General features: G+C 32.6%; 23 protein-coding genes and 1 tRNA gene. 13 read left to right on the forward strand and 11 right to left on the reverse strand.

All coding sequences use genetic code 11. The features are described 5' to 3' along the window. The first annotated feature begins 6 nt into the window (after positions 1–6). From CIT01_06885 to CIT01_06895, 3 genes are all read left to right on the forward strand, one after another. Positions 7–1,068: an mRNA surveillance protein pelota gene (locus tag CIT01_06885; protein AXV37942.1), complete on the forward strand. Its 1,062-nt coding sequence runs from the start codon at positions 7–9 to the stop codon at positions 1,066–1,068. Positions 1,069–1,164: 96 nt separating this feature from the next. Then, positions 1,165–2,043: a cell wall biosynthesis protein gene (locus tag CIT01_06890; protein AXV37943.1), complete on the forward strand. Its 879-nt coding sequence runs from the start codon at positions 1,165–1,167 to the stop codon at positions 2,041–2,043. A gap of 155 nt (positions 2,044–2,198) precedes the next feature. Further along, entirely contained in the window at positions 2,199–3,245 is a 1,047-nt protein-coding gene (locus CIT01_06895; GenBank protein AXV37944.1) for a MurG-like protein, read from the forward strand. A gap of 57 nt (positions 3,246–3,302) precedes the next feature. Here CIT01_06895 and CIT01_06900 read toward each other — a convergent pair whose 3' ends face one another. The 3 genes from CIT01_06900 to CIT01_06910 all read right to left on the reverse strand — a co-directional run bounded on the left by CIT01_06900 (position 3,303) and on the right by CIT01_06910 (position 5,948). Then, a complete protein-coding gene (locus CIT01_06900; GenBank protein AXV37945.1) occupies positions 3,303–3,914 on the reverse strand; it encodes a hypothetical protein in 612 nt (203 codons plus the stop codon). Positions 3,915–3,936: 22 nt separating this feature from the next. Then, the gene (locus CIT01_06905; GenBank protein AXV37946.1) at positions 3,937–4,545 is read right to left on the reverse strand and encodes a formylmethanofuran dehydrogenase; all 609 of its coding nucleotides are present in this window, start codon (positions 4,543–4,545) and stop codon (positions 3,937–3,939) included. A 98-nt stretch (positions 4,546–4,643) separates the two neighbouring features. After that, positions 4,644–5,948, reverse strand: coding sequence for a dihydrolipoamide dehydrogenase (locus tag CIT01_06910; protein AXV37947.1), 1,305 nt, complete (start codon positions 5,946–5,948; stop codon positions 4,644–4,646). Positions 5,949–6,183: 235 nt separating this feature from the next. Between CIT01_06910 and CIT01_06915 the strand changes: the two genes are divergently transcribed. After that, on the forward strand, positions 6,184–6,414 hold the full coding sequence (locus tag CIT01_06915) for a hydrogenase (GenBank protein ID AXV37948.1): 231 nt from the start codon (positions 6,184–6,186) through the stop codon (positions 6,412–6,414). A 371-nt stretch (positions 6,415–6,785) separates the two neighbouring features. Here the strand turns inward: CIT01_06915 and CIT01_06920 are convergent, their stop codons facing one another. Further along, positions 6,786–7,289 (reverse strand): amino acid-binding protein, encoded by a 504-nt coding sequence (locus CIT01_06920; protein ID AXV37949.1) that lies wholly within the window; start codon positions 7,287–7,289, stop codon positions 6,786–6,788. Between the two features lie 666 nt (positions 7,290–7,955). Here CIT01_06920 and CIT01_06925 point away from each other — a divergent pair. The 9 genes from CIT01_06925 (at position 7,956) to trpD (ending at position 19,019) form a co-directional block, all read left to right on the forward strand. Continuing rightward, a complete protein-coding gene (locus tag CIT01_06925) occupies positions 7,956–11,189 on the forward strand; it encodes a hypothetical protein (GenBank protein ID AXV37950.1) in 3,234 nt (1,077 codons plus the stop codon). Between the two features lie 76 nt (positions 11,190–11,265). After that, complete coding sequence (locus CIT01_06930; protein ID AXV37951.1) at positions 11,266–12,099, forward strand: hypothetical protein; 834 nt, start codon at positions 11,266–11,268, stop codon at positions 12,097–12,099. A 396-nt stretch (positions 12,100–12,495) separates the two neighbouring features. Next, positions 12,496–13,875 carry an anthranilate synthase component I gene (gene trpE / locus CIT01_06935; GenBank protein AXV37952.1) on the forward strand — a complete coding sequence of 460 codons (1,380 nt, stop codon included), beginning with the start codon at positions 12,496–12,498 and terminating at the stop codon, positions 13,873–13,875. Further along, positions 13,856–14,431, forward strand: a complete 576-nt coding sequence (locus tag CIT01_06940; protein AXV37953.1) for an aminodeoxychorismate/anthranilate synthase component II — start codon at positions 13,856–13,858, stop codon at positions 14,429–14,431. Before trpE ends, CIT01_06940 begins: the two co-directional genes overlap by 20 nt. After that, complete coding sequence (locus CIT01_06945; protein AXV37954.1) at positions 14,428–15,222, forward strand: indole-3-glycerol phosphate synthase; 795 nt, start codon at positions 14,428–14,430, stop codon at positions 15,220–15,222. The genes CIT01_06940 and CIT01_06945 overlap by 4 nt, the downstream gene beginning before the upstream one ends. Before the next feature lie 5 nt (positions 15,223–15,227). Further along, positions 15,228–15,902, forward strand: coding sequence for a hypothetical protein (locus CIT01_06950; GenBank protein ID AXV37955.1), 675 nt, complete (start codon positions 15,228–15,230; stop codon positions 15,900–15,902). Between the two features lie 9 nt (positions 15,903–15,911). Next, positions 15,912–17,096, forward strand: a complete 1,185-nt coding sequence (gene trpB / locus CIT01_06955) for a tryptophan synthase subunit beta (GenBank protein AXV37956.1) — start codon at positions 15,912–15,914, stop codon at positions 17,094–17,096. Positions 17,097–17,138: 42 nt separating this feature from the next. Then, the gene (gene trpA, locus CIT01_06960) at positions 17,139–17,948 is read left to right on the forward strand and encodes a tryptophan synthase subunit alpha (GenBank protein ID AXV37957.1); all 810 of its coding nucleotides are present in this window, start codon (positions 17,139–17,141) and stop codon (positions 17,946–17,948) included. 27 nt (positions 17,949–17,975) lie between these two features. Beyond that, positions 17,976–19,019 carry an anthranilate phosphoribosyltransferase gene (trpD, locus tag CIT01_06965; protein ID AXV37958.1) on the forward strand — a complete coding sequence of 348 codons (1,044 nt, stop codon included), beginning with the start codon at positions 17,976–17,978 and terminating at the stop codon, positions 19,017–19,019. Between the two features lie 387 nt (positions 19,020–19,406). On the opposite strand, the gene CIT01_06970 is transcribed toward trpD, so the two are convergent. The 7 genes from CIT01_06970 to CIT01_07000 all read right to left on the reverse strand — a co-directional run bounded on the left by CIT01_06970 (position 19,407) and on the right by CIT01_07000 (position 25,602). After that, positions 19,407–19,479 (reverse strand) — tRNA-Ile (locus CIT01_06970). A gap of 150 nt (positions 19,480–19,629) precedes the next feature. After that, positions 19,630–20,193: an adenylate kinase gene (locus tag CIT01_06975; protein ID AXV37959.1), complete on the reverse strand. Its 564-nt coding sequence runs from the start codon at positions 20,191–20,193 to the stop codon at positions 19,630–19,632. Continuing rightward, a complete protein-coding gene (locus CIT01_06980) occupies positions 20,194–20,487 on the reverse strand; it encodes a hypothetical protein (GenBank protein AXV37960.1) in 294 nt (97 codons plus the stop codon). It lies immediately after the preceding gene. Between the two features lie 99 nt (positions 20,488–20,586). After that, positions 20,587–21,498, reverse strand: a complete 912-nt coding sequence (locus CIT01_06985; protein AXV37961.1) for a pseudouridine synthase — start codon at positions 21,496–21,498, stop codon at positions 20,587–20,589. A gap of 140 nt (positions 21,499–21,638) precedes the next feature. Next, complete coding sequence (gene msrB / locus CIT01_06990; GenBank protein ID AXV37962.1) at positions 21,639–22,115, reverse strand: peptide-methionine (R)-S-oxide reductase; 477 nt, start codon at positions 22,113–22,115, stop codon at positions 21,639–21,641. Between the two features lie 108 nt (positions 22,116–22,223). Next, on the reverse strand, positions 22,224–23,705 hold the full coding sequence (locus tag CIT01_06995) for an FMN-binding glutamate synthase family protein (GenBank protein ID AXV37963.1): 1,482 nt from the start codon (positions 23,703–23,705) through the stop codon (positions 22,224–22,226). A gap of 142 nt (positions 23,706–23,847) precedes the next feature. After that, on the reverse strand, positions 23,848–25,602 hold the full coding sequence (locus CIT01_07000) for a pyruvate dehydrogenase (GenBank protein AXV37964.1): 1,755 nt from the start codon (positions 25,600–25,602) through the stop codon (positions 23,848–23,850). Positions 25,603–25,659 lie beyond the last annotated feature (57 nt).

A 25,659-nucleotide genomic window follows, 5' to 3' on the forward strand; every position in this document is an offset into this window, starting at 1 on the left:
TTTAAAATGCAAATTGTCTATGAAGATCTCAATAAGGGAATTATAGAGCTTATACCAGAAATATTAGATGATTTATGGCATTTATCACATATAATTGAGAAAGGCGACTTGTTATCTTCAAAAACAACCCGCAGAATTCAGGATACGACCGGTGAGAGAATAAGAAGTGATAGGGGAATAAAAAAAACCTTTTTTTTGGGGATACGAGTTGAAGATGTAAATTTCCACAAATACACTGGTAAATTACGGGCTACGGGAGTCATAGAAAAAGGGCCCGAGGATCTGGTGCCTTTAGGTTCGCATCACACTATAGATTTAAAATTGAAAAATTCAATTAAAATTAAAAAGGAAAAATGGTCCCGATGGACCTTAAAACGACTTAAAGAAGCTATTAAATCATCAAAAAAACCTTCAGCAGTAATAATATCAATCGAAGACGATGTCGCTGATTTGGGAATTGTAAAACAGTATGGTATTGATTATTATGGTCCTATAATAGGAAATATATCTGGAAAAAGAATAATACAGAAAGATAGGCAAAAATCTATAATCGAATTTTATAATGAAGTTGTTAATGCCCTATTAAACTTTAAAGAGATTAGTACCATTATCATCGCGGGGCCAGGCTTTACCAAGGGAGATTTTTTCAAATTTTTACAGGAAAAATTTCCGGATTTAGCTAAAATATGCATCATAGAAAGTACAGGTTCTGGTGGCCGTACAGGAATCAACGAAGTACTTAAAAAAGGCACTATAGATCAACTGGCTGCTGAAAATAGAATTGGACAGGAAATCAGTTGGGTAAACAAGATCTTAGAAGAGGTAGGTAAATCCTCTAAACTGGCCAGTTATGGTAAAAGACATGTTAAAGAGGCAGCTAATTCTGGTGCAGTTGAACAATTATTAATAATTGACGAAATGGTTCGCCAGAAAGATGTTGAGGATTTGATGGATCTGGTAGAAACTATGGGTGGTAAAGTTATGATTGTAAGCAGCGAGCACGAAGGAGGAAAACAGTTAATGGCGCTGGGTGGTATTGCTGCAATTTTAAGGTATAGTTTGGGTTAGAATCAGATTTAATGATATTTTCTGGGTTAAAATGATAGTGAAAATGATGTAATTTGATATTTTCAAAAGATTAAATTTGTGTTATAGGATGGTAATATGGACCTTAAACTTTCATTGTTGGCAGTTTTTATTGTTTCTGCATTTTTGACAGTTTTACTTAAAGTAATATTTGAAAAAGTGGGAGGCAATTTATATACCTCAGTAAGGGGTGGAACTCCTCGTGCTGTTGGTTTAGCACCTTTCATTGCCATGATATTATTTTTACCATCACCTTATCGTGACTTAATTTTAATAATAGGCGTATTCGCATTTTTAGATGATATTATTGGTCGAAAAAAAATTAAAAATTTACCTGTAGAAATTGGACAGCTTTTACGGGGATTAGGAATGTTAATGGTGGCATACGTTGGTTACTTCTATTTTGGACCAGCTTCAATCCTTATAGCTTTAATGGTCCAGCCCTTAAATATTGCGGATATGCAGCCAGGATCGGCTTGTTCTACAGTAATCATAATGAGTGCTATAATTCTGCTTAGCATGTTCTATTTTGGCATACTTGGATTGTACGTACCTTTGGTGGTGTTGATAGCCTGTTTAGGATACGCTATTTTAGATTTCCAGGGCAAAATTATGATGGGCGAGATTGGGAATCATTCATTTGCAGTGGCCTTGGGAATGAGCTATGCAGTATTAGGCGGGTTTTGGGGGACGTTGCTACTTTTTATCTTAACCGTAATTGTAATTGCATTAATTAGACGAAATAATCTAACAAAATTTATGCAGAATAACCTTAAAATTATGGATCCTTCATTCGGAGATTTTTTCATGGATGTTCTAACCGGCGGAGGATTAGGAGATATTTTACGCAGAATTTTACTTGGAAAACGAAGGATAATCATTAATAACAAATTATTAAAATTTTTAGGATTTCGAAGATTGTTTTACAACCCATTTGCACCCCATAGCGTGTTATAGGGTAATCATGTATTTAAATCAACAAAAATTTATAAATTCTTAAAATTAAATGCATTACTGATTAAATGATTCACATTACTGCAAAATTTAGATATAGTATGAATAAAATACTTTCTTGATTAATAAATTTTTATTAACTTATTAAAGGTGATTTAATGAAAGCACTATTTTTAGTTACAGGAAGAGGTGAAGGGGGCGACGCTGTAACTGCACTCAATATTTCAAAGGTTCTAACTCATCATGGTTTTGAAAGTGATTTTGCACTTGATCCAAGAGCAACTGGAGTTCTTTTTGAAAAAAATAATATAAAGTGGCATGAAACATCTATACCTCAAGCCGGTGGACATGCAGCCACCAAACTTTCCCTAGTTAAAGGAGGATTTAAAACACTTAAAGCAGTGTTTAGCACAGTTAAACTAATCAGAAAAATCCGTCCTGATGTGGTTATAGGGGTTATCGGTGGAGGGGCAGTTATTGCCTGCATATCATCCAAATTTGCTGGTGTTCCAGGGGTGGGAATTTCCAATACACCAACGGATGCTAAAGTTTGCAGTAATTTAACTGCAACTATTGCGCTTCCTGAATCCAGCTTATTTACGTTAAATTCAGTAAACGAGAGGGTATATAAGACGTATTATCCTGTTGAACATAAAATCACACAGGGTAATCAAGAAAAAGCCGTTAAAATGATGCCGGCTAATTATAGGGAAGATGTTCCCACAATTTTATTATCTTCAGGATCTTTATTATTTGAAAAAATGGCCTTGGCTGCTTCAAAACTTGGTAAAAGTGATATTAATGTCAATATTGTGGTGGTTGGAAATATACGCAACGAAAAATGCACAAAACTACTTAAATCAGAGAATGTAATTTATTTAGGTTATGTGGATTGGATGCAGGATCTATTACAGCTAACAGATGTTGCAGTTCTATCAGACGATGGAATGATGATTAACGAGGCTTTAGCATGTAAATTACCCATAGTATCTTTGGTTAGAGTAAAATATGGGCGTTATCATAATATAGCATCTTTATTTGACGGTGCGGTTGTTGAATCTGATTTAGAAGATATAAATGAAGTATTAATGGATGTTCTAAATAATTTAAATGAATTCAAAACTACTGCAGCTAAATATGGGGAAGAAATACTAAAATCTTCAGAAAAAATAGCCCAGATAATAGTAGATCAAGTTAAAAAATAATAATTAAATATGAAATTTCCCCATTTCTGTTAATTGAGGAAATTCTTGGATTTAGAATTATATCAAATAGAATATGGTTACAGATTCTACCACTGCTGCTATAAAAAGCACAATCAGGATTAAAACATAACTTTTCAAGTTATATATCCAAGCTTTTTTAAAGGCAGCTAATCTTTTGGTCTCTCCTAAAGCACTGGGTTTTATAATGGAGAGTATAAAATCAGTACTTGCAGCAAAAGCCATGACATATGCCAGACCTTCCAGTATTAAAGTAGGTATAACATATATGAGCAAGATAGTTGCCTGTGGATTTATAGGGGCATAAATGAAACCCCATAGAAACGGCCTATAGAGAAATACCAGTGTCCCAATACCAATCACATTAAGAACCGTTATAAAAAGGAAGCTACCCAGAGAAGCGTTGAAGCCGAAAATGGTTAAAATTACCGAAATTAAATCACCAGCACTAATTGCCTGGACTAAAGTGGGAAGTGTGGAATTTAAACTAGTGGTCACGGTTTGAACAGTGCCCTCTCTTGAAGCTGAAAAAAATAAACCTGCAACTCCTCCAAAAATCACAAGTAGATAATAAATTAAGAAAGAATATAGAAATCGCTTTTTGTAACGTTCAACATAAAAATGGTAAATATTTTTCACAAATTTTATCATAAAATAACCTCATTCCTTTAAATTAATGCTTTGAACAGGGAATACAGACATAATCATCATCTTCTTTAATAATCCTATGTGTTGATACCATTTCTTCACATTTTGAACATTTTATACTTTCAAATATGGTGGCTTTATCTGGTATTTCCACTTCAACATACTCTGCTTTGAATATTTTCTCTGGAAGCATTTTAATAATTTCATTGGTAACATTTAGCACGGCATTTTTTAATTTTGCTAGATCTTCCTGGCTGGCTGTTTTTGATTTCACTTTCTGGCGAATTTCACTTATGGAAGGCTCAATTTCGTCCATATTGAATGATTCTAGAATGGATACTCTAACTGCTTTTCCAGTTACTCTATTAATGAAAGTATAAACTTGTTTTCCATAGTCATTGAATATCAAATTTCCTTTACCAAAGGTACAACCAGTTAATACTTGTATAGCATCCACAGCACAGGTATCATTTTCCACAATAGCAACTAATTCCTCGTCTGGAGATTTGGTTGTAGATAATTTTTTTAAGGCAAGTTCTGCAGCTTTATAACCCAGTGCAGATCCAGGACAGACATGACCATGGAATTCAATTACATCTGAGAAAGGTTTTATATCATTTGATGTTTCCTTCATTTTTTCAGCTCATTTTGGTTTTGATCACTCATTACTTTTTAGATTTTGGATTTATCCTATTCTTAATTATTTTAAATTTAAGTATGTTATTGTTGATTTTAGCTGAATTTAGCAAAAAACCTCATTAATTTGTATATGGCATCGGTTGAGGGGTGTGTCTCAATAAAATCATCAAAGTCATAGGTTTTATAACCATCCCTTAACATCTTGGACATATATGCTATACTGTTACGGGAAGATGGGGATATTGAGAATATTTTTTTAACATCTCCTGTTTTCGGCTGGATAACTATCTTTGTAAATCCTGTTTTACCTTCGAAAACTTTCCAAAATGCTCCAGGACCTGCAGATCCAGGTAAACCTCCTGTAATCCATTCTTCCTTATTTTCAGATGAATTATCAGAGGTTAAAAAAGCAACATCTTCTTGAAGAGAGATTGCAGAGGGTATAAATCGGTAATCTGCCTCAGTTATAATTCCTGACATGTTCCGGGCAGCCACAATTCCCTCCATACGGGCCACAGGAGTATTGGCAATTCCACCAGTTACATCTCCTGCTGCATAAATATTTTTATCACTGGTTTCCATTCTTTTATTTACTAATATGTTACCTCGAGAATCAGTATCCACTAAATCATTAACAATTTCAGAGTTAGGTACCATTCCAGTGGTTAAGAGCGTATGGCCTTCTAATTTTCCTTTATTACTCTCTACCCAGTTACTGCTTATTTCACTGACCTGGACATTTTTTATTATTTTAACATCCTCTAGAAGTTTATCTGTCACATATTTTTTTATATCGGGATCAAGCATTTTTAAGAAATCTTTTCTGCATAATATTTTGACCTGAGAACCCATAGTGGAGAATATGTTGGCAAATTCAGCGGCCATAACCCCGCTGCCAATTATATTAAGTTTTTCAGGAATTTCAGGAATTTCCAACACATCTTTGTATGTCATGGCATGTTCTGAACCTTTAATTGGGGGTATGAATGGTCTGGCTCCAGTGGCTATTAATAATTTATCATAGTCCTGTTTCTTGCCTTCAACTAAAACTGCTCCTTTCTGTACTTCAGCATTTCCAGAGACTATTTCTACGCCAGTGTCTTTTGTTTCATATTCTAAAATTTTCCTGATTTTACTCAAAGTTTTTTTAATACCTGCAGCAGTATTTTTAAATGAAATAGTAATATCACTAATATTTACTCCAAAATCAGATGAAGTATGGGCAGTGTTTATGAATTTAGCAACGTCGTTTAATCCACAAATTACCATACATCCCTCATTAAGACAGGTACCTCCAATTCCACTTTTTTCAATCAATGTTACATCATTTTCCAATCCTGCAGCTTCCATTGCAGCAGTTCTTCCTGCAGGTCCTCCACCTATTATTACTACTTTCATATGAATGCTTTCCCCCTGTTTAGAACAATTTTTTGTTGGTTATTACTTTTCCGGGTTTCTTAATGTCTTAAAAACATAATTTTCCATTTTTTTATCTTGTAATGATTTTTCTTAGATATCTTTATATTGTAATATGTGATAAGATAATCTAGTTATAATTTTGAATTTAGTTAAAGAAATTATATATAATTTATAAAAATTTTGTAATACTTAAAAAGCTAAAAGAGGAGATTATATGTGCATTGCCGCACCAGCTCAAATTATAGAAATTAACAATAATGTAGCAACTGTTGACTTTGGAGGCGTAAGGCAACAGGCTAAATTAGATCTTGTAGAAGATGTAACTATCGGTAAATATGTACTGGTACATTCAGGATATGCTATTGAGGTTTTAACTGATCAAGCAGCTAAAGAATCTCTGGAAGCATGGGATGAACTTCTGAAAGTACTGGATGAAGAAGAATAAATTTAAGAAGAATAAATTTATTTTTAAATATTTTTTTTATTTTAAAATTGAGTTAGATCCTAATTTTTGCATATTTAGCTTTAAATTTCATTAAAATTAATTTTAAATAAAATATGCTGTTTAATAAAAAAATAAGATAATATTTAAAATTTAAAATTAATAGGAAGGATCTTTTCTATTAACAAACTGTGTTAATAAACTTACAAGTATAAATCCGCCGATTATTATTCCTAAGATTAAAAATGTAGTATCCATTCTTTCACCAACTTAATCCTATTATTTTATTAAAGTACATTTATCTCTTATAAATTCTTTTATTTATTTCTTTTAAGCATATTATCTGGAATTAGTTCAGAGCACTACAACACTTTTTAATAAATCGAAACTCTTTTTATACCAGTTATATCTAGAAATTGATTGTATAAATGTCCAGGGATTGGTTTTTCGGTGATTATGGTTAAAAGAGGATTTTCTTCAAGTTCAGGATCCCCTGCATGGGCTTGTCGGATGCTTATTCCTTCTCTGGTTATAAGTTCTGTTGCAGTGGCTATTATGCCGGGATTTTCAGCATTTGCTTCTATTTCCACGACTCCAAATCCCAGAGTTTTGGCAACATTTTTAAGCAGAGTACCGGCAGGCAGTATATTCTGGAATATGTTGGCCAATTGTTTATCTGATAGTATTACATCTACCGTGGCTTTTATTGTTCTTCTGTCTACCCCGGAAGCTCTTGCCAGGGCCATATCACTTATTTCTACATTACCACAGAATATTTTACCATTTTCTTCAACATGAAGGCCCAGTTCCACTATCTTCCGGGCAACATCCATACGTGCTGGGTATTTTTCAAATTTGTGTTTGATCTTGTCCCACATAGAAATCAGTTAGGCTTTATTTTATCTATTTTTCATTGAAAACTTTATTTGGATATATCTTTCAGCCATAAAATCGGATAACATATCTCTTTTGTTTAGTACATTTTTGTATAAAATCAATCATTAGTGTATAGAATCAATCATATAAATTTTTCCGACTTTTATACAAATATTTTTCAAAGGATTTAACTCAAAACCCACAAAATATAAGCATTTATACTACCTAAATATGTACTTATTTAACTAATTTTACTGTTATCTGGATTAACTAAATTATTTATGCTACTAAAAGGAAATAATAGCAGATTTCAGATATAATAATGAAAAAATGCTATCTTAATTACATAATTTTAACTTATGTAATCTATGATGGATATGGAGATTATTTTTAATAATGCAACAAAATTGGGAGATAAATTTCAATTAAAAGATGGAAAAATGGATATATTCAATTTTAATCCAACTAAAAGACTTAATTTTTATTAAATTGCATAATTTATAATGTTAAGCTTTTAAAGATTAATATTAACGATAGTTATTTAATATAATTTATGCAATTTTGTAATATAGAATAAAATGAGACATAAAATGTTATAGATACCTCTTCTAATACATGCATCATAATTACTGTATTCTTGACACTATCAACTATTTAATGTGATATAAATGATAAATTCTGAAATTCCATCAGGAATAGAAGGAAAACTAGAAAAACATCAAATAAAACTATATAGGGGCCTTAGAAAACTTGGGGAAGATATATCAGATCTATATTTAGATGGAATAAATCTATTAAAAAGAAATGAATTTCGTGCTAAATCTAATTATCTTGCTCATACTGCAAGAGAAATAGATGGTGGGATAAGAGATGTATTATCTCGTGAAAAAGATAAGAAAATAATTCAAAAAAGGCTTAATAAGGGTGAATTTGGTAATATAAGCAAATATAAAGAAGATATGGGGCACGTGGCATCAATTCTTACAGCCTTGAATTGTGATCTAGAATCTGAAATTGCTAAAGAATGGATTGATGTAGCTACAAAATTTGCCAGATTGGCCCATAGAGATAGTAAGAACAGGAGATTAAGAGATCCTTCAGAAACTGAAGATTTATGGAAAAGATATGAAAAAGTTTTATTATGGCTTGTGGGGGAGCATTATAATTATTTAGAACGCATAGATAGAATTTTAAGTTATAAAGAACCATCTGAAGAACAATTAAATGCTTTAAATCAGTTAATAGGTAATGAAGCAGTGTATACTTACTTTTTTGCAAATCTAGAATTTATAAAATGGCTAAAACCTCTTAAAGAAAGAGGATACTTTGATTTAGATAATATTCCTAAAAGATATGAACTTCCTGATCGTCCTGGAACCATTTCACGTCCTCCATTTATGCCTCTATTTTATTTAAAAAAGCTTGTAGAAAAAAATCAGGAAAATCCTAATCAAGATGTTGTAGATATTTCCATTGAAATTATAAATTCAATTATTGACAATTATGGTAGTGTAAACAATGGATGGATTGACTATATTATTTTAGATATGATAAGTATTTTACCCGCAAGTAAAATCGAAAATAAACACATAGAATTCATAAGAACAATCTTAAAATCATCGAAGTGGGATAAGTCTTTTACTTCTGCAGATATAAAAGAAATACTTTCTGCTTTAATTAAAGGTAAAAGAAAAGATTTAATTTTGCATTTAATTGATATAATGTTTGATTTTACAGTTGAAAGAAATCAACCTATACCCATAATGGATCCGTTTTGGTTAAATGAATCTTTGAAAGAGTATAAAGGTAGTATATATGGATTATGTGGTATTGAAGCTGCTAATGTCGCTTTAGGAAAAATTAAAGAAATAACTGATTTTAATCCTCAATTTGAAGTTTCCGCGATTGACGATCATCCTCAAAATATGTTTCCTGATGATTATAATTGCCAGTTAGTTCATTTTGTGAGAGATATTTATGATTCTTTAAATCCACAAGATATTAATGATTTATTAAAAAATTTAATCAACGAAAAAGCTCTAATTTTCAAGAAATTAGCCATTCATACCATAAACCATCATTATACTGAATTAAAAGATCTATTTTGGGATTGGAATGGTAACCCCTTGAATAGTGAGATTAGACATGAAGTATATATGTTATTAAAAGTTCATTTTTCATCTTTTGATGATAGTGAAATTAGAAAGCTAATTGCTTGGATAAAAGATGTAAAATATTATATTCCTGATGAATACAAGGATAATCAAAAAGAAAAGGATAAAAGAGAGGCTATTGCAAAGTTAAAATGGTTAAATTCTATAAAAGAATCTAAAAATGAAAAAATTCAAGAAATTTATAAAAGGTATAAAAAAATATATCCCAAAGAAATAAAACACCCTGATTTTGATGTATGGCATGGAGAAACTATAGTACTTATACCAAAAAAACCTAAAAAACTATGCGAAAAGCCCAATAAAGAAATTGCAGAATATTTAAATGCATCTCAACAAGAAAATGAAATATTACCCATTTTTACAGAAGAAGGTTCTTATGAATCATTTACTGAATGTGCATCAAGTAACCCGAATAAATTTTCAAAGGATTTAGAGCCCCTTTTAAATATTCCACGAAAGAATCAACATGAATTATTTGATGGATTATTAAATGCTTTGCGCAATGGGAAACATTTTGAATGGGAAGAAATTTTAGACTTTATAGAAAAAATTATAGATTCTGAAACATTTTGGAAAGAAAAATACTCTAATTTTAATTATAGAGATTGGATAATTTCTACAATTGCTGACATTATTAATGAAAAAACTAAAAATGATAATTATCCCTTTAAAAAAGAATTACTACCAAAAATAAGCGATATTTTAATTAAATTAGCAGATAAAACTGATTCAGAATTATATTTAGTGGATGATATTGTTACAAGTGTTTTAAATTCTCCTAGAGGTAAAATTTACTATGCAATGGTTAATTTTTCACTTAGCTATGCTAGATTATATAAAGAAGATTATATAGAAAAATGGTGTGATTCAATCAAACAATATATTGAAAAAAATCTAAATAATCCGCCTATAGAACTTTCAGTAGTTTTAAGTGAATATCTACCATTTATTTTTTATCTTGATAAGAACTGGGCTATACAAAATATTGATAGAATCTTTTGTTATAAAAATTGGGAAGATGCGTTTAGTGGATATATTTACCATTCAAATCCAATATATGAGGAAATTTACGAAATACTTAAAGAAAAAGGGTATTACGAAAAAGCAATAAATACTAATTTTAAAGATAAAATAACAAGTGAAAATCTTGTTTATCAACTTTGTTCTGCATATTTATTTGATTGCGAAAATTTGGATGGTGAAAATAGTCTAATTCATAAATTAATTCAAAAAAAAGATCCTGCTTTGTTATCTGAAATTGTAAGTTTCTTTTTATTGCAGAAGAATGAAAATTATGAAATAGCTAAATTAAAAATTAAGCCTACTTGGAAAGTTTTATTTGATTTAGTATCTCAAAATCCAGATAATTTTAAAGGATTTATCGCGGATGTCTCGAGATGGCTCGTATTTTTCGATGAAATTGATGATGAGCTTTTTGAATGGCTTATGTTGTCAGCTAAATATTTGAAAAGGGGTTCAAATCATAGACTCATTGTAGAAAATTTATTAAACTGTGTGGAAAAATCTCCTAAGAAAGTCGCTGAAATCTTTATTGAAATGCTTAATAATGGAGCATATCCTGATTACAAGCAAGAAAATATAGTGAAGATTGTTGAAATATTATATGAAAAAGGAGAAAAGGAATCTGCTGATAAAATATGTAATTTATATGGTGAAAGGAATGTGCACTTTTTGAGAGAGATATACAAAAAATATAATGAATTTTAATGAAATTGATTTCAGATAAGTTAAACATATATTTGGAACGGAGATATAAACTAAAAGTACCAATTCTGGTTTTAAAATGACAGACGAAATAAAAAAACATGAAGAAATTCTAGTATTAAAATGTTTAGTACGCAGTAGTTTCAGGAAAAAAATTAGACGTTCTTTATTGGATAAAAATATTATAATAAGCATAATAGTCATCATGCTATTTACTGCACTAATAATTTATTATTACAATTACTTGATCCCAATTAGTTCTTTAATAATAATTCCCCTATTTACACTGCTTTTATTGGTTATATGGGATATTATAAAAGAAAGTTATAAATCGAAAAATAACCTAGAAGAAATATTATTTGCATTTAATAGTGAATTAGTTCGAAATTTTGAAAATTTGCTTAAAAATAGGTCTCAACTCAATCGCTCACTATTATACCTTAAAAAAGAAAAAAAAATGAATGCTGCACCATTGTACAAAATACAATTAGATATATATGATACATTAAGACAAGTATTTCCTGAACAATTAATATATATGGGTTATTTTGAAATTGAAGAGTATGTTGGACTTTCTAACGAAATTAACGAGTTTAAGAGAACCAGAGAATTATCTGGAATACATAGACATGTGGAATTTAAAAATTACATCTCTGCAATCGAAAATATTGATAATCAGATTATAGGGAGTATTGATGAACTATTAAAAATTATACATTCTATCCTCCTCAAATCAAGTGTTAAATTATTAGAATTAAATATTAATGACATAAAAGAGTTAACAGAAGAAAAAAATTACTCTAAATTCTTAAAATTGCATGGATTAAGGAAAAGCAATATACCAATGGAAGCATTTGAGCATTTACACAAAAGAAAACCATTTAAACTGTTCATAGCAATTTTCTATGGATAGAAGTAGTTAAAAATTCTAATACTTTTATATTATCCAGTTTATTAAATTAAAGCGATATTATGTATTATAACTATGAATATAATGGATACAAAGCTTATATTCATTTTGAAAGATAAAAAAGGTTTATATCTATTAAAAAGTAATTTAACATTTAACTTCCCTTATGGATGATATTTTCTGATAATAAATGCAACTAAAAATTATTTTTACACATTTTCATCAGAAATTCACTAAATTAAAAACACAACCAATTTTCCCCCATAACATCACTACTCTTACTATCATCAGTACTGCAATATATAACTTAATGTATATTTTTGTACAACAAAGCTTTAAATAGTACTATGTAGTAATGCTTGTTTAAGTGATATTTACAGGTGAAAACAATGCAAAGATGTGAATGTTTTTGGCACCCTCAAAATTAATGAACCAACAACAACTGATTTAAACTTCAAAAATCCTTTTGAACTATTTAAAAAGATTTATTACAACTACTCAAATGTATTCCTCTTAGAATCAATGGAAAGCGACAGTGGACTCTCTAGATATTCTTTTTTAGGTTTTGACCCTGTTGCCACTATAAAAGCTCATGGAAATGTAATAGAAGTTGAAAAAGATGGTGTTAAAGAAGAATTTGACACTTCAAACCCGTTTAATGAAATAAAAAACTTAACAAAAATAGAAAATGGAAGAAAAGGGTTCAGCGGAGGTCTGGTTGGTTACATATCATATGAATCAGTCCGTTTCCTTGAAGCTATTCAACTTGAAAGTGGTACAAGTCCTGATTTTGAATTTGGATTATTTTTAGATGGCATAATTTTTGATCGCAAACGTAACAAATGTGAATACGTTACATTAGGTGAAAACAGAATTGACGCCATAAAAGATATAGAAAAAGATGACCATCACACTGAAAATCTTAAATATAAACCAAAGGGCCAGTATTTTACCAAAGAAGAATTTGAAGATAAAGTAGTTCAAGTCAAAGAAAAAATAACTGCTGGAGAAGTATTCCAAACAGTAATTTCCAATGCTTTTGAATACAAAATAAATGGTGATAAACTCTCATTTTATGAAAAATTACGCAATATGAATCCATCACCATACATGTACCATTTGAAACTACCAAACCATGAAATAATTGGTTCAAGCCCGGAAATGCTAGTAAAAGTAGAAAATCGGAATTTAGAAACTTATCCCATTGCAGGAACTCGTAAAAGAGGACTTACTCCTGAAATGGATAAACAACTTGAAAATGACTTGTTAAATGATTTAAAAGAAAGGGCAGAACATTTAATGCTGGTAGATCTGGCCAGAAATGATATTGGTAAAGTAAGTGAATTTTCTACAGTCAAAATTCCAGAATTCATGACTGTTAAGAAATTTTCTCATGTGCAACACATAGTTTCAAAGGTCACTGGAAAATTACAAAAAGACAGGACTTCAATAGATGCCCTAGGAGCTATTTTCCCAGCAGGCACAGTAAGCGGTGCCCCGAAGATAAGATCAATGGAGATAATAGATGAACTGGAACAAAAGCCTCGTGGGCCTTATGCTGGGGCAGTGGGATACTTTTCACTTAATGGAAATGCTGATTTTGCAATAACAATACGAACACTGGTTTGTGATGGTAAAAATGCTAAAATACAGGCTGGTGCCGGCATAGTACATGATTCAGTGCCTGAGAATGAATATTTTGAATGTGAAAATAAAGCGTTAGCTCTATTTAAAGCAATGGAAATGGCAGGTGAAGCAGATGATTCTGATAATAGATAATTATGATTCATTTACATACAATCTCTACCAACTATTAGGGGAATTTGAAGAGGACATAATAGTTAAAAGGAATGACGAGTTGGATATTGAAGATATAAAAGAGATTAATCCTGAAAAAATAATAATTTCACCAGGACCAGGTAATCCAACTAATGAAAGAGATTTTGGAGTTTGTATGCAAGTCATCCGGGAGTTAGGAACTCAAATACCCATATTTGGTGTGTGTTTAGGTCATCAAGGAATATTCGCAGCATTCGGTGGTCAGATCATCCGTTCAAATCCAGTGCATGGAAAACAAAGTCTGGTCTTTCACCAGTCCACAGAACTTTTTAAAGATATTGGAACTCCTCTCCAGGCAACAAGGTATCATTCTTTGATTTGTGATGAAAAAACAATCCCTGATTGTTTAGAGATAACTGCCAAAACCAATGAGGGTATGATAATGGCCATAAAACATAAAAAATACCCAATATATGGTCTTCAATTTCATCCAGAATCAGTGGGAACTGATGAAGGTAAGAGAATCATGAAAAATTTCTTGGAGATGGAAACATGATAAAAATTTCAGAAATTATCCATTACAAGAAAGAATCTCTAAATAGAACTCAAAGATATAAACCATTATCTGAGCTTAAAAAGGATATCAAAAGGGTTAAAATACGAAACAATTTTAGAAAAGCCTTATCCGATCCAAAAGATGTTAAGATAATCTGTGAATACAAGCCTGCATCTCCCTCTGCTGGAGAAATATCCAATATGCTTGTGGAAGATGCAGTTAATATATTTGAAAGTGGATGCACTAGTGCTATATCCATATTAACTGAAGAAAACTTTTTTAAAAGTTCTATAGATAATTTAAAAGTCGCATCAAAAATTTCTAGACTTCCATTACTGCGAAAAGACTTCATATTAAGTGAATATCAAATTTATGAGTCTAGAGCAGCAGGGGCAAGTGCAGTTCTTCTTATAGCAGATACCTATCCTGATCTAAGAGGGGGAATTGCATTATGCGAATATCTGGGAATGGATGCACTGGTGGAATGTAAAAATGAAAATGAAATTAATATGGCGCTTGAGGCCAATGCCAAAATTATTGGAATAAATAACCGAAACTTCCAGGACTTCAGTATTAATTTTAATAGAACCAAAGAACTTTCAAAGATGATACCATCTGACGTTTTATTGGTTTCAGAAAGCGGTGTAAAAACCATTGATGATGTAAAACTGTTAAGTCAGTATGGAGCTGATGCTCTGCTGGTTGGAACCACTATAATGGCTTCATCTTCAATACCAAAAAAGGTATCTGAGTTAGTAAACGCGGCCCAAAACTCAAAGATGAAAAGGTAAGTTAGATGAAAGTCAAAATTTGCGGTTTAACCCGGATTGAAGATGTCAAAGCATGTGAAACTGCAGGATCCAACTTAATAGGTTTTATTAATATAAAAAGATCCAAAAGATATCTAAAAATTGACCAGATCAATAAATTGATAGATTCAACCTATTTAACTTCTGATATTGAACCAGTAGTTGTACTTGAACCTGAAAACAGTCAGGTATTAGAAGAAAAGGCTGAAAGATTGAATATAAATAATATTCAACTCCATTCCTTATCTTCTGATGAGATAAAAAAATTCAAAGAAAATCATAAAAATTATAAGATTATCCGGGCTGTAGGCCTGTCCAATGAAATAGATGACTCTAAAGAAAAAGAAATTAAAGAATTTGCAGAGATTTGTGATGGCATACTGCTGGACTATGAAATATCTGGCAGAACCGGAGGGACTGGAATGCAAATCCCTCTTAAAGTGGCCATCGATGCTTCAAAAATTGCCCGACAATCTAATAAAGATATTAAATTGTTCCTGGCTGGTGGAATAGATGCAAATCGCATAAAAAATGATTTTGGTATTATTAATAAACATTTCGATTATTTAGATGTAAATTCTGGGGTGGAAGATAAACCTGGAATAAAAAATCATGATAAAATAAATGAAATTTTAGCATTTGATATTTTTAATGAATTTTAAGGTGATATGATGATTACTAATGGAAAATTTGGTAAATACGGGGGAATATTTGTCCCTGAACTTTTAATTCCCGCATTAGAAGAGCTTGAAAAAGCTTTTCTAAAATATAAAGATGATAAAAAGTTTAACAAAGAATTAGATTATTTATTAAATGAATTTGCCGGTCGGCCCACTGCACTTTATTATGCAAAAAATCTCTCAGAAAAACTGGGATGCAAAATTTATCTAAAAAGAGAAGACATGCTGCATACGGGAGCCCATAAAATCAATAACACATTAGGGCAAGGTCTTTTAGCAAAATATATGGGTAAAACTAGAATAATTGCCGAGACTGGTGCAGGGCAGCACGGAATCGCCACAGCCGTGGTGGGATCATTATTAGGTATCCCTGTTGAAGTGTATATGGGTAGTGAAGATGTTGAAAGACAGTCATTAAATGTTTTCAGGATGGAATTATCTGGAGCTAACGTTATTAGTGTTGAAACAGGTTCCAAGACCCTAAAAGATGCCATAAATGATGCTTTTAGAGATTGGATCACCAATGTGGAGAACACCTATTATCTTATCGGTTCTACCATGGGACCCCACCCCTACCCTACAATGGTAAAACATTTTCAAACAGTTATTGGAAAGGAAAGTAAAAAACAAATATTGGATAAAGAGGGTAAACTTCCAGATACTGTCATTGCCTGTGTAGGTGGAGGAAGTAATTCAATAGGTATATTTTCTCAATTTATAGAACACGAAGAAGTAGATTTAATTGGTGTTGAAGGTGGTGGAGAAGGCCTCAACAGTGGAAAACATGGAGCTACATTGTGCGCTGGAACTGAAGGTGTTTTACATGGATCATTTTCTCATGTCCTACAGGATGATTTTGGCCAAATTAGTGAAGCCCATTCTGTTTCAGCAGGTCTTGACTATCCAGGAGTGGGGCCAGAACACTCTTATTTACATGTTACTGGCCGAGCAAACTACGATGCCGTAACCAACAAGGAAGCTCTTAGAGGTTTTGAACTCCTATCCAAATATGAAGGAATAATCCCTGCTCTGGAAAGTTCCCATGCCATAGCCTACATAGAAAAATATGCCAAGATGAAAGAAAATAAAGGCAAAACAATCGTTGTCAATCTCTCAGGAAGGGGCGACAAAGACATGTTTATCGTTGCAAAAGAGCGAGGAATTAAATTTGATTAAATATACTCTTAGAATTTTATATAACTGTTATGGGGTAACAAAATGAACTTTGAAACTTATACTGACATGTTTAAAAGGGTAAATAACAATGACGAAGGGGCATTCATTCCTTTTGTTGTTGCAGGAGATCCTGATTTTGAAACATCATTAAAAATAGTGGAAAAATTTGTAGAAGAGGGAGCTGATGCATTGGAAATTGGTTTCCCATTTAGTGATCCAGTTGCTGATGGTCCCACTGTACAATCAGCAGATTTAAGGGCACTTGAAACTGGTATGAACACTGATAAATGTTTTGAATTTATTAAAAAGATTCGTGAATTTACAACAATCCCTATTGGAATTTTAGTTTATTATAATCTAATTTATAAGATGGGAATAGACGAATTTTATCAAAAAGCAAAAATTTGTGGAGTAAATGGTATCTTAGCGGCTGATTTACCTCCTGAAGAAGCTAAAGATGCACTTATTGCTGCTAAAAAATATGGTATTAATCAAATTTTTATGGTTGCCCAAACAACCAGCAATGAAAGGTTACAAACCATATCCCGGATGTGTTCAGGTTTTCTTTATGTGGTGGCAGTTATGGGAGTAACTGGTGCTCGATCTAATTTAAAACACTCCACAGTTGAACTAATTGAACGAGTTAAAGAACACAGTGACCTTCCTGTAGCGGTCGGCTTTGGAATATCCAAACCAGAACATGTTAAAGAAGTATTAAATTCTGGTTCCAATGGAGCAATTGTTGCAAGCGCCATACTCAATATAATTACTGAAAATCTTCAGGATAAAGAGGCAATGTTGCAAAAAATTGGGATATTCTGCCGCCAGCTTAAAGAAGCGACTAAAAATTAATTGACTTATTATGGTGGCAGTGATTTTATGATAGCCGAATCTTTGAAAAAAGTTGTATCCAGAGAAAATATCAGTGAAAAAGAAGCTTACACTTGTATGGAGGAGATGATCAGTGGAAAGGCTGCTGATATACATATGGCTGCATTATTAACTGCATTGCATATGAAAGGCGAGTCTGTTGACGAAATCACAGGATTTTCCAGGGCTATGAGAGATTTTTCAATTAAGGTTACACCAGATCTGGATACTCCTATGGTTGATACCTGTGGTACTGGAGGTGACAGGTTTAAAACATTTAACGTAAGCACAATATCCGGTATAATTGCGGCATCAGCAGATATTGCTATTGCTAAACATGGGAACCGTAATATTACCAGTAAATGTGGCGGGGCAGACCTCTTAGAATCACTGGGTGTAAATATAAACAGTGATGCCCGGAAAGTTGAAAAGTGTCTTGAGGAAACAGGTATAGGATTTATGTTTGCTCCTAATTTTCATCCGGCCATGAAAAATGTCATGCCTGTTAGAAAAAAATTAGGCATAAGAACAGTTTTTAATATTATAGGGCCATTATCGTCACCAGCAAATGCTGATATTCAATTGATGGGAGTATTTGATCCAGATTATGTGGAAATAATAGCCCAAGTACTTAAAAATTTAGGTGTTGAAAAGGCCATGGTGGTCCATGGTTACGATGCCCAGGATAGGCCAGCTATGGATGAAATTTCCACTATAGGTAAAACCAAAGCAGCCATATTAGACAACAAAAAGGTGATTATAAAAGAACTTTACCCAGAAGACTTTGGAATAAAAAGAGCTTCACCCCACCTTATTGAAGCGCCTGAAGATATCAAAGGAAATGTACAAGTTGCACTAGATGTTCTTCAGGGAAAGGTGGATGATGATATTGATCAGGCCAGACTAGATCTATGTTTGGTAAATGTGTCGGCCATCCTTTTTTTAGCAGGAAAAGTTGATGATTTTAAAAAAGGAACTGAAATGGCATATGAACTGGTTGAATCGGGAGTTGCCTTTAAAAAATTGCAAGAATTTATTAAGGTAAGCCAATAACCTTCTTTTTCTAAAATTGAATGATATTTTAGGAGATAAAATTGTATTACCAAATAAGTAATGGATATTATAACAACTTTTATAACCTTTGTTGAACATATCTTGAAAAGGAGCTTGGTAATTCAGTTATAAATTACCTTCTTTTTTACTTATTTTTTTTCAAAAATTAATCATTTTTAATTAAATAGTTATATACAAATTTTAATAATTTAATTTTATGGTATTATCCACTAAATTTGTTGATTTTAACATATTTAAACAATTATTGATATTTTTAAGAATTGAGATGTTGTTGATATAAAAATTTTAGAAATACATCATTTAAATTTCAATTTTTTATTAAAACGATGGATATGTTTTAAAAAATAGTCGTTAAAAAAAATTTAATGGGCCCGCTGGGATTCGAACCCAGGACCTCACGGTTATCAGCCGTGCGCTCTACCGCCTGAGCCACGGGCCCCTTTACTTAGATAAATGGAAATATTTTTATTTGTATCCTGAAACTATCACAAAATAGTATTTTTATTAGATAATATTAATTTTCCAACAAAACTCTAAAGGGTAGATGCAAGGTTTAATCTTCATCATATATATTCTTTACGATGGCAATTTATTGGTGGACGTTTCCTGAAGTTAAAACATCAATCATTTTTTCTTGACATTCCCTGAAATCATCATTTTCAATTATTGAAAAGGTACAGCCACATATAACTGAACACACACTCATTGAAATCTTAAGAATGTTTTTATGTTCTTTAAATACTTTAAAACTTTCCATTATCCTTTTTTTAGATTTATCCCCAATTCTTCTGGTTAAAACATCTTCATATGGGGCCTGTATTATGATAATTAAATCGGGAGTTAGGATTTCAATGGGCAGGGAAAGGATGTAACCAATATCAGACTGGTCCACGCCGTGCAGATCTACTAAAACATTCTCAAGTTCTTTAATTTGCAGTGCAGCGGTTTTCCAGATTTTTTCCTGAATATTAATATCCAGGGAAAACATCTCATCATCGGTTGATGCAAGGTTATTTTTTTGGGCTATTTCAAGCATTAAGTCTCCATAATTGACGTAATGACATCCAATAGCCCTGGAAACACTCTTGCAAATAGTAGTTTTTCCCACACCTGGAACACCCACCACAGCGGCAATGTTCCACGAAAAATCCATTTATTTGTTCACCATTTCATTTATGGCTTCTGCCATCATATGACCTTCAACAGTTACTTCTGCTCTGTCTATTTCATCTAATTTTTCAGCAGCAACTCTTGCATTCATAGCCATACCTGCAGCACTCATACAACCTGGATTGGTTGGTTTAATAACAATTTTAGCAACAGTTTCATTGTTTTTTTCAATTTCAACGCGCTCTATGAGTCCCATTTCCATGATGCTTATACCCATATGTGGATCTGGAACACTGGAAAGGGCACCTTTAACTTTTTCTACTAGTTCTTCTGTCATGTTATACCTCGAAAAATAAATTAATATTTAAGTAAATGTATTTTGGAATATCATTTCATTGTTTGTATTTATATATTTATAGTTTGTGGAAAAATTTTTTTACTTTACTCTATGCCTTATTCTGACTGCAACACCCTTGACAGCTTTTTTCATTTCATCACCATTTAAAACAGCCTTTCCAACAGCTACAACCTCCCCATTTTTAACTATTACTACTTCATCCTGAGGAATTATATCTGGATCTGCATCAACCACGCCCGGCGCAAAAAGAGTGTTGGTTTTAAGTTCAAAATCGATTTCAACCCAGTTAAAACCTATTTCATTAAGGAGTTTTCCACCCTGAATATTAAATGAATATAAACCTTTTTCATAAAGCAAGGTAGCAATGGTATTTCCTTCGTGAACAATTCTTTGATTAAATCTACCTCTGCTTTCGGATTTATCTGGAATTAGCAGATCTGCTTTTTTGGTATTAAACTGGTATCGGGCAATGGATCTTAGCCGATGCAGGTTTTTATTTTTATTCCTGATTTTCGGTTGTTTTCTAAGTTCCTTGGCCAGGTGGTATATAGATTCTTTTGAGCTTACTTTGTCGTCAACTGGTGTGTAAATACAATCATCAATGAATTTTTCACATACCTGCCTGTAACCACCAGTAACATGGGCAATAACAGTTTTATCTTTAACATATTCCCTTAATACTTCACCCACAACATCTATCTCTTCATGAGACCATTCTCCTGTGGTTGAAACATCGTATGATTGTATTGGATAAGTTTTTTCCATCTCACGGGGACATACCCCAAAAGGAGATGTTAAAATCAATTCCTGGAATTTTTTAGTGTATTTCATAAAAGACCGGTGTGACGGTGAAGAGGAATAGGGCTTGCGCATGCTGCAGGGTAAAACTACTATCACCTCTCCCAGAGGTTCTAAAAGTTTCATTCTATTTCGCCATCTAACTGCTTCTGGTCGAAATAAGGATTCTTCTGTAATTCCTAAAACTTTCATTATTTTCTCCTCAATAAATTATTATAATTGAATATTTTTTTATAATTATAGTTAATATAACCGAATTTTTTTATAATTTTAGTTAAAATTAATACAATATTTCCCATTATAAAGGGTTTTTATTAAAATTAGAGTTTAAACTATTCTTTAATAAATTTTAATGAAGCCGAATTCATACAGTACCGCTTATTGGTAGGCGGCGGACCGTCATCAAATACATGGCCCAAGTGGGCATCACATCTACTACACAGTACTTCGGTACGTATCATAAAATGGCTGGTATCCCTTTTTAATGTAACATTTTCTTCAGCTACAGGTGCCCAGAAACTAGGCCAACCAGTTCCAGAATCAAATTTGGTCTCTGAACTGAATAGATCAGTACTGCAGCACACACATTGATATAGGCCCTTTTCATGGCAGTCGTGATATTTGCCAGTAAAGGCCAGTTCAGTTCCTTTTTTACGGGCAACATCGAACTGTTCTGGGGTAAGCAATTTTTCCCATTCCTCATCAGATTTTATTACCTTTTCAACCAGTTCAATTTTTCCTGTTTCCTGAAAGTAAATAGGAACTTTGGGAACAGTTTTAGGCTCTTTTTGGGAATTATTTAATTTCATAATGACTCTTTATAATCTATAAACAGAATTATATATAAAATTACTTGCAGCTAAATTTTAATAATAGTTAAATAGTAATTATTTCTCAAAATACTATATTTTAGTACATTATTGTCCATCTAACCATTTAACCCCAGTAAGAGTGGCTAAATCTTTGTTTAAGGATACAAGATCGTCCTGGTTAAGTTCACTTATGTCATTCTTTCCAACAATACGGGTAAAACTCGCTAATTCTTCATTTGAGACTCTAATAAAATTAGATAGTTTTTTAATTCCTTCTTCAATATTTAATTGATTGAGTAGGGAAGGACTTTGAGTAGTTATTCCAGTGGGACATTTTCCAGTATAACAAATTCTAAACTGCTCACAGTTTATGGCAATTAATGCTGAAGTTCCGATATAGACAGCATCAGCACCCATAGCCAGACATTTAGCAAAATCAGCAGAGTTTCTAAGGCCCCCACCAGCTATAAGAGAGATATCATCCTTAACATCCATTTCATTTAAGGTATTATATGCTCTAGGAAGCGCAGCAATAAGTGGAATTCCAACATTTTCTCTTACAAAAAGATTGGTTGCACCGGTTCCTCCACCAAACCCATCAATAGCAATAAAATCAACTTCCGAATCTACGAGAACTTCAACATCTTTTTCTATATTTCCACAGCCTATCTTTGCGCCAATTGGTACATTGGAAGAAATTCTGCGCAGTTCAGTAACTTTCTTTTTAATATCCTCTGAATTTAATATATCTGGATGGCAGGCCGGGGAATAAGCAGCTTCAGCAGGTTGCAGACCTCTGATCTTAGCAATTTCCGGGGTAATTTTACTGGCCGGCAAATAACTACCTTTGCCTGGATAAGCACCTTGTCCAAACCTTAATTCAATTGCAGCCGCCTTTTTAAGTTTTTCATCATCTATTCCAAATCTTCCAGTTGAATACTGCACTATAATATGTTCAGAGGATGTTTTAAGTTCTTCTTCTAGTACTCCTCCCTCTCCAGAATTGAAACCAATTCCTAGATCTGCTGCAGTATGGGCAATAATCATTCTAACTTTTCTGGAAACAGCACCAAAACTTAGACCAGATATTAATATGGGTGATGATACTTTAAGAGGATTTTCAGCTTTCGGTCCAATAATAATTTCTGTTTTAACATTCTCATCACGATTTAAAGGGATTTTAAAAACCTGCGCCGGTATTAAATGAAGATCATCCCAGTTGAAAGGCATTTTCTTTGTTGACCCCATGGATCTAACAACACTTTCTCCAGCATTACTCATATCTTTAATATCCATCATTGATTGGTAGAAGGATTTGCTTTCATCTGACTTTTTTTTACGCATTAATGTCTTGCTTTCTCCTACCACTTCTTTATCACAATAATAGAGTCCATCTAATTTGTTTTCAAAGTATACGGGGCACATGTAACATATGCATCCATTCTCGTGAACATCAACACAGCTTTTACCAAGAGAACAATATAGAATTTCTCCGTCACAGTTACGGGGATAGCTGGGACAGCTATTACATAAACATTTTTCCCGATTTTCTTTTGTATCATCAACTTTAACCATATTTTGTACCATCCCTATTTTTACATGGATTATGCAAACTGAATAGCTTATATAAAGTTAATTTTTTGGAAATTATATCTTTGCTGTTATTTTAAAATAATATGTAGTTTTACTGGGAAATTTTAGTTAGTATAATTCCCATTATTTTTGAATGTTATAAAAAACGCTTAGGATCTGTATCAATATCTACAATGACTGGATCAGATGATGAAAGTGCTTTTTCAACAGCTTCAGGCAATTTATCAGGTTCTGTAACTTTAATTCCAATGCCTCCACAGTTTTTGGCGTAATCAGCGAAGTTACAATTGTAAAGTTTGGTCTGGTAGTTGGGATAATTTTCCACCATCTGTTCCTGCATTATCATGGCCAGTTGTTTGTTATTGAATAAAAATACCTTGACTGGTAGTTCATATTTAACTGCAGTCATGAAATCTCCCATAACCATGGAAAATCCCCCGTCACCAGTAATACATATAACTTGTCTATCAGGATATGTTATTTGTGCAGCAAGAGCAGCAGGCAGTCCAAAACCCATTGAGGCTAAATAACCAGACATAACCATTTTCTGGGTGGATTTCATCCAGAAATTACGGCCAAACCACCAGGAATTCTCCCCTACATCCAGGGTTATAATTGCATCAGGGTCAATTTTTTCGTTTAAAACGTTTATTATATACTGAGGGCGTATGGGTTTTTTTGTTTCATCGATTTCTTCATCTAAAAGATCAAACCATTCCTTTTTAAGTCTTTTTATTTCGTTTAGATATTCTGCATTGTTTTTTTCATCAACCAATGATAATAATTCGGGTATTAACTGGGAACTGTTACCTAAAAGACCTATTTCAACTGGATACTTACGGGCGATCATATTTGGATCTATATCTATCTGAATAGTTCTTTTTTCAGGTATCTGGGTCATTTCAGAGAAGGAAGATCCAATTACAATTAATAAGTCGGAGTCTCTAACCAGTTGGGTAGCAGCAGTAGAGCCAATGGTTCCATGACTTCCCACATAAAGATCATCATATTCGTTTACAACACCTTTTCCTCTAAAGGTAGTTACAATAGGTGAATCAATCTTTTGAGCCAATTTAAGCAGTTTTTCGCCTTGGTTCATGGCTCCAAAACCAGCAATTATAACCGGTCTTTTTGAATCATCAACGATTCTAGCTGCCTTTATCAAAAGAGATTTGGATATTGAAACGGCCATATTGGGCATGTTACCTTCGAAAGGAATTAAATCAGTATTATATGGTAGTTTTTGGACGTCATTAGGGATACCTATGTGTGACACTCCTTTTTTTAAAATGGCATGCTTGATAGCCAGGCTGGTGAGGGTGGTGGTTTGATCTTCTGACATTAAAGTTTTATTAAATACTGATATTGGTTCAAAAAAGGAGTGCTGGTCAATTTCTTGGAAGGATCCCGGACCAATTAACTGCCTTTTCACCTGACCGGTAAGGGCCAATAGTGGTGAATGATCCAGTTTTGCATCATAAAGTCCAGTTGCAAGATTAGTTGCACCAGGACCTGCCACCGTTAAACATGCAGCAATGTTTCCAGTGAGTTTTCCATAAGCAGATGCCATGAAAGCGGCAGTTTGTTCATGCCTTACTTGGATGTATTTTATAGAATCATTTTTACGGATTGCATCACTTACTCCCAGAGAAGATGTTCCAGGAATACCAAAAATGTACTTGACTCCCCACTCTGCCATTTGTTGGACCATAACATCAGAAACAGTTGAACCTTCGATTTTTACTTTTTCTCCTTCATCCATTAAAACAAACACACTTTTTGGAGAATTGCAAACGGGACATCTCCAGTCCGCTGGTAAATTGGAAAAATCAAATCCTTCTAATTCTTCGTTAAACACGTAATTACAGACAGTGCACCTATATTTTGCCATGAAAAGACCACCAATATATTTAATATTCTATAATCTAACAGATTTTTTAAAAATAAA

The sequence above is a fragment of the Methanobacterium sp. BRmetb2 genome (assembly GCA_003491285.1).
Lineage (GTDB): Archaea > Methanobacteriota > Methanobacteria > Methanobacteriales > Methanobacteriaceae > UBA117.

Excerpts from the sequence above, each read along its gene's own strand:
- CIT01_06885 (AXV37942.1), top strand. The coding sequence starts at position 7 with ATGCAAATTGTCTATGAAGATCTCAATAAGGGAATTATAGAGCTTATA.
- CIT01_06890 (AXV37943.1), top strand. The coding sequence starts at position 1,165 with ATGGACCTTAAACTTTCATTGTTGGCAGTTTTTATTGTTTCTGCATTT.
- CIT01_06895 (AXV37944.1), top strand. The coding sequence starts at position 2,199 with ATGAAAGCACTATTTTTAGTTACAGGAAGAGGTGAAGGGGGCGACGCT.
- CIT01_06900 (AXV37945.1), bottom strand. The coding sequence starts at position 3,914 with ATGATAAAATTTGTGAAAAATATTTACCATTTTTATGTTGAACGTTAC.
- CIT01_06905 (AXV37946.1), bottom strand. The coding sequence starts at position 4,545 with ATGAAGGAAACATCAAATGATATAAAACCTTTCTCAGATGTAATTGAA.
- CIT01_06910 (AXV37947.1), bottom strand. The coding sequence starts at position 5,948 with ATGAAAGTAGTAATAATAGGTGGAGGACCTGCAGGAAGAACTGCTGCA.
- CIT01_06915 (AXV37948.1), top strand. The coding sequence starts at position 6,184 with ATGTGCATTGCCGCACCAGCTCAAATTATAGAAATTAACAATAATGTA.
- CIT01_06920 (AXV37949.1), bottom strand. The coding sequence starts at position 7,289 with ATGTGGGACAAGATCAAACACAAATTTGAAAAATACCCAGCACGTATG.
- CIT01_06925 (AXV37950.1), top strand. The coding sequence starts at position 7,956 with ATGATAAATTCTGAAATTCCATCAGGAATAGAAGGAAAACTAGAAAAA.
- CIT01_06930 (AXV37951.1), top strand. The coding sequence starts at position 11,266 with ATGACAGACGAAATAAAAAAACATGAAGAAATTCTAGTATTAAAATGT.
- CIT01_06940 (AXV37953.1), top strand. The coding sequence starts at position 13,856 with ATGATTCTGATAATAGATAATTATGATTCATTTACATACAATCTCTAC.
- CIT01_06945 (AXV37954.1), top strand. The coding sequence starts at position 14,428 with ATGATAAAAATTTCAGAAATTATCCATTACAAGAAAGAATCTCTAAAT.
- CIT01_06950 (AXV37955.1), top strand. The coding sequence starts at position 15,228 with ATGAAAGTCAAAATTTGCGGTTTAACCCGGATTGAAGATGTCAAAGCA.
- trpB (AXV37956.1), top strand. The coding sequence starts at position 15,912 with ATGATTACTAATGGAAAATTTGGTAAATACGGGGGAATATTTGTCCCT.
- trpA (AXV37957.1), top strand. The coding sequence starts at position 17,139 with ATGAACTTTGAAACTTATACTGACATGTTTAAAAGGGTAAATAACAAT.
- trpD (AXV37958.1), top strand. The coding sequence starts at position 17,976 with ATGATAGCCGAATCTTTGAAAAAAGTTGTATCCAGAGAAAATATCAGT.
- CIT01_06975 (AXV37959.1), bottom strand. The coding sequence starts at position 20,193 with ATGGATTTTTCGTGGAACATTGCCGCTGTGGTGGGTGTTCCAGGTGTG.
- CIT01_06980 (AXV37960.1), bottom strand. The coding sequence starts at position 20,487 with ATGACAGAAGAACTAGTAGAAAAAGTTAAAGGTGCCCTTTCCAGTGTT.
- CIT01_06985 (AXV37961.1), bottom strand. The coding sequence starts at position 21,498 with ATGAAAGTTTTAGGAATTACAGAAGAATCCTTATTTCGACCAGAAGCA.
- msrB (AXV37962.1), bottom strand. The coding sequence starts at position 22,115 with ATGAAATTAAATAATTCCCAAAAAGAGCCTAAAACTGTTCCCAAAGTT.
- CIT01_06995 (AXV37963.1), bottom strand. The coding sequence starts at position 23,705 with ATGGTACAAAATATGGTTAAAGTTGATGATACAAAAGAAAATCGGGAA.
- CIT01_07000 (AXV37964.1), bottom strand. The coding sequence starts at position 25,602 with ATGGCAAAATATAGGTGCACTGTCTGTAATTACGTGTTTAACGAAGAA.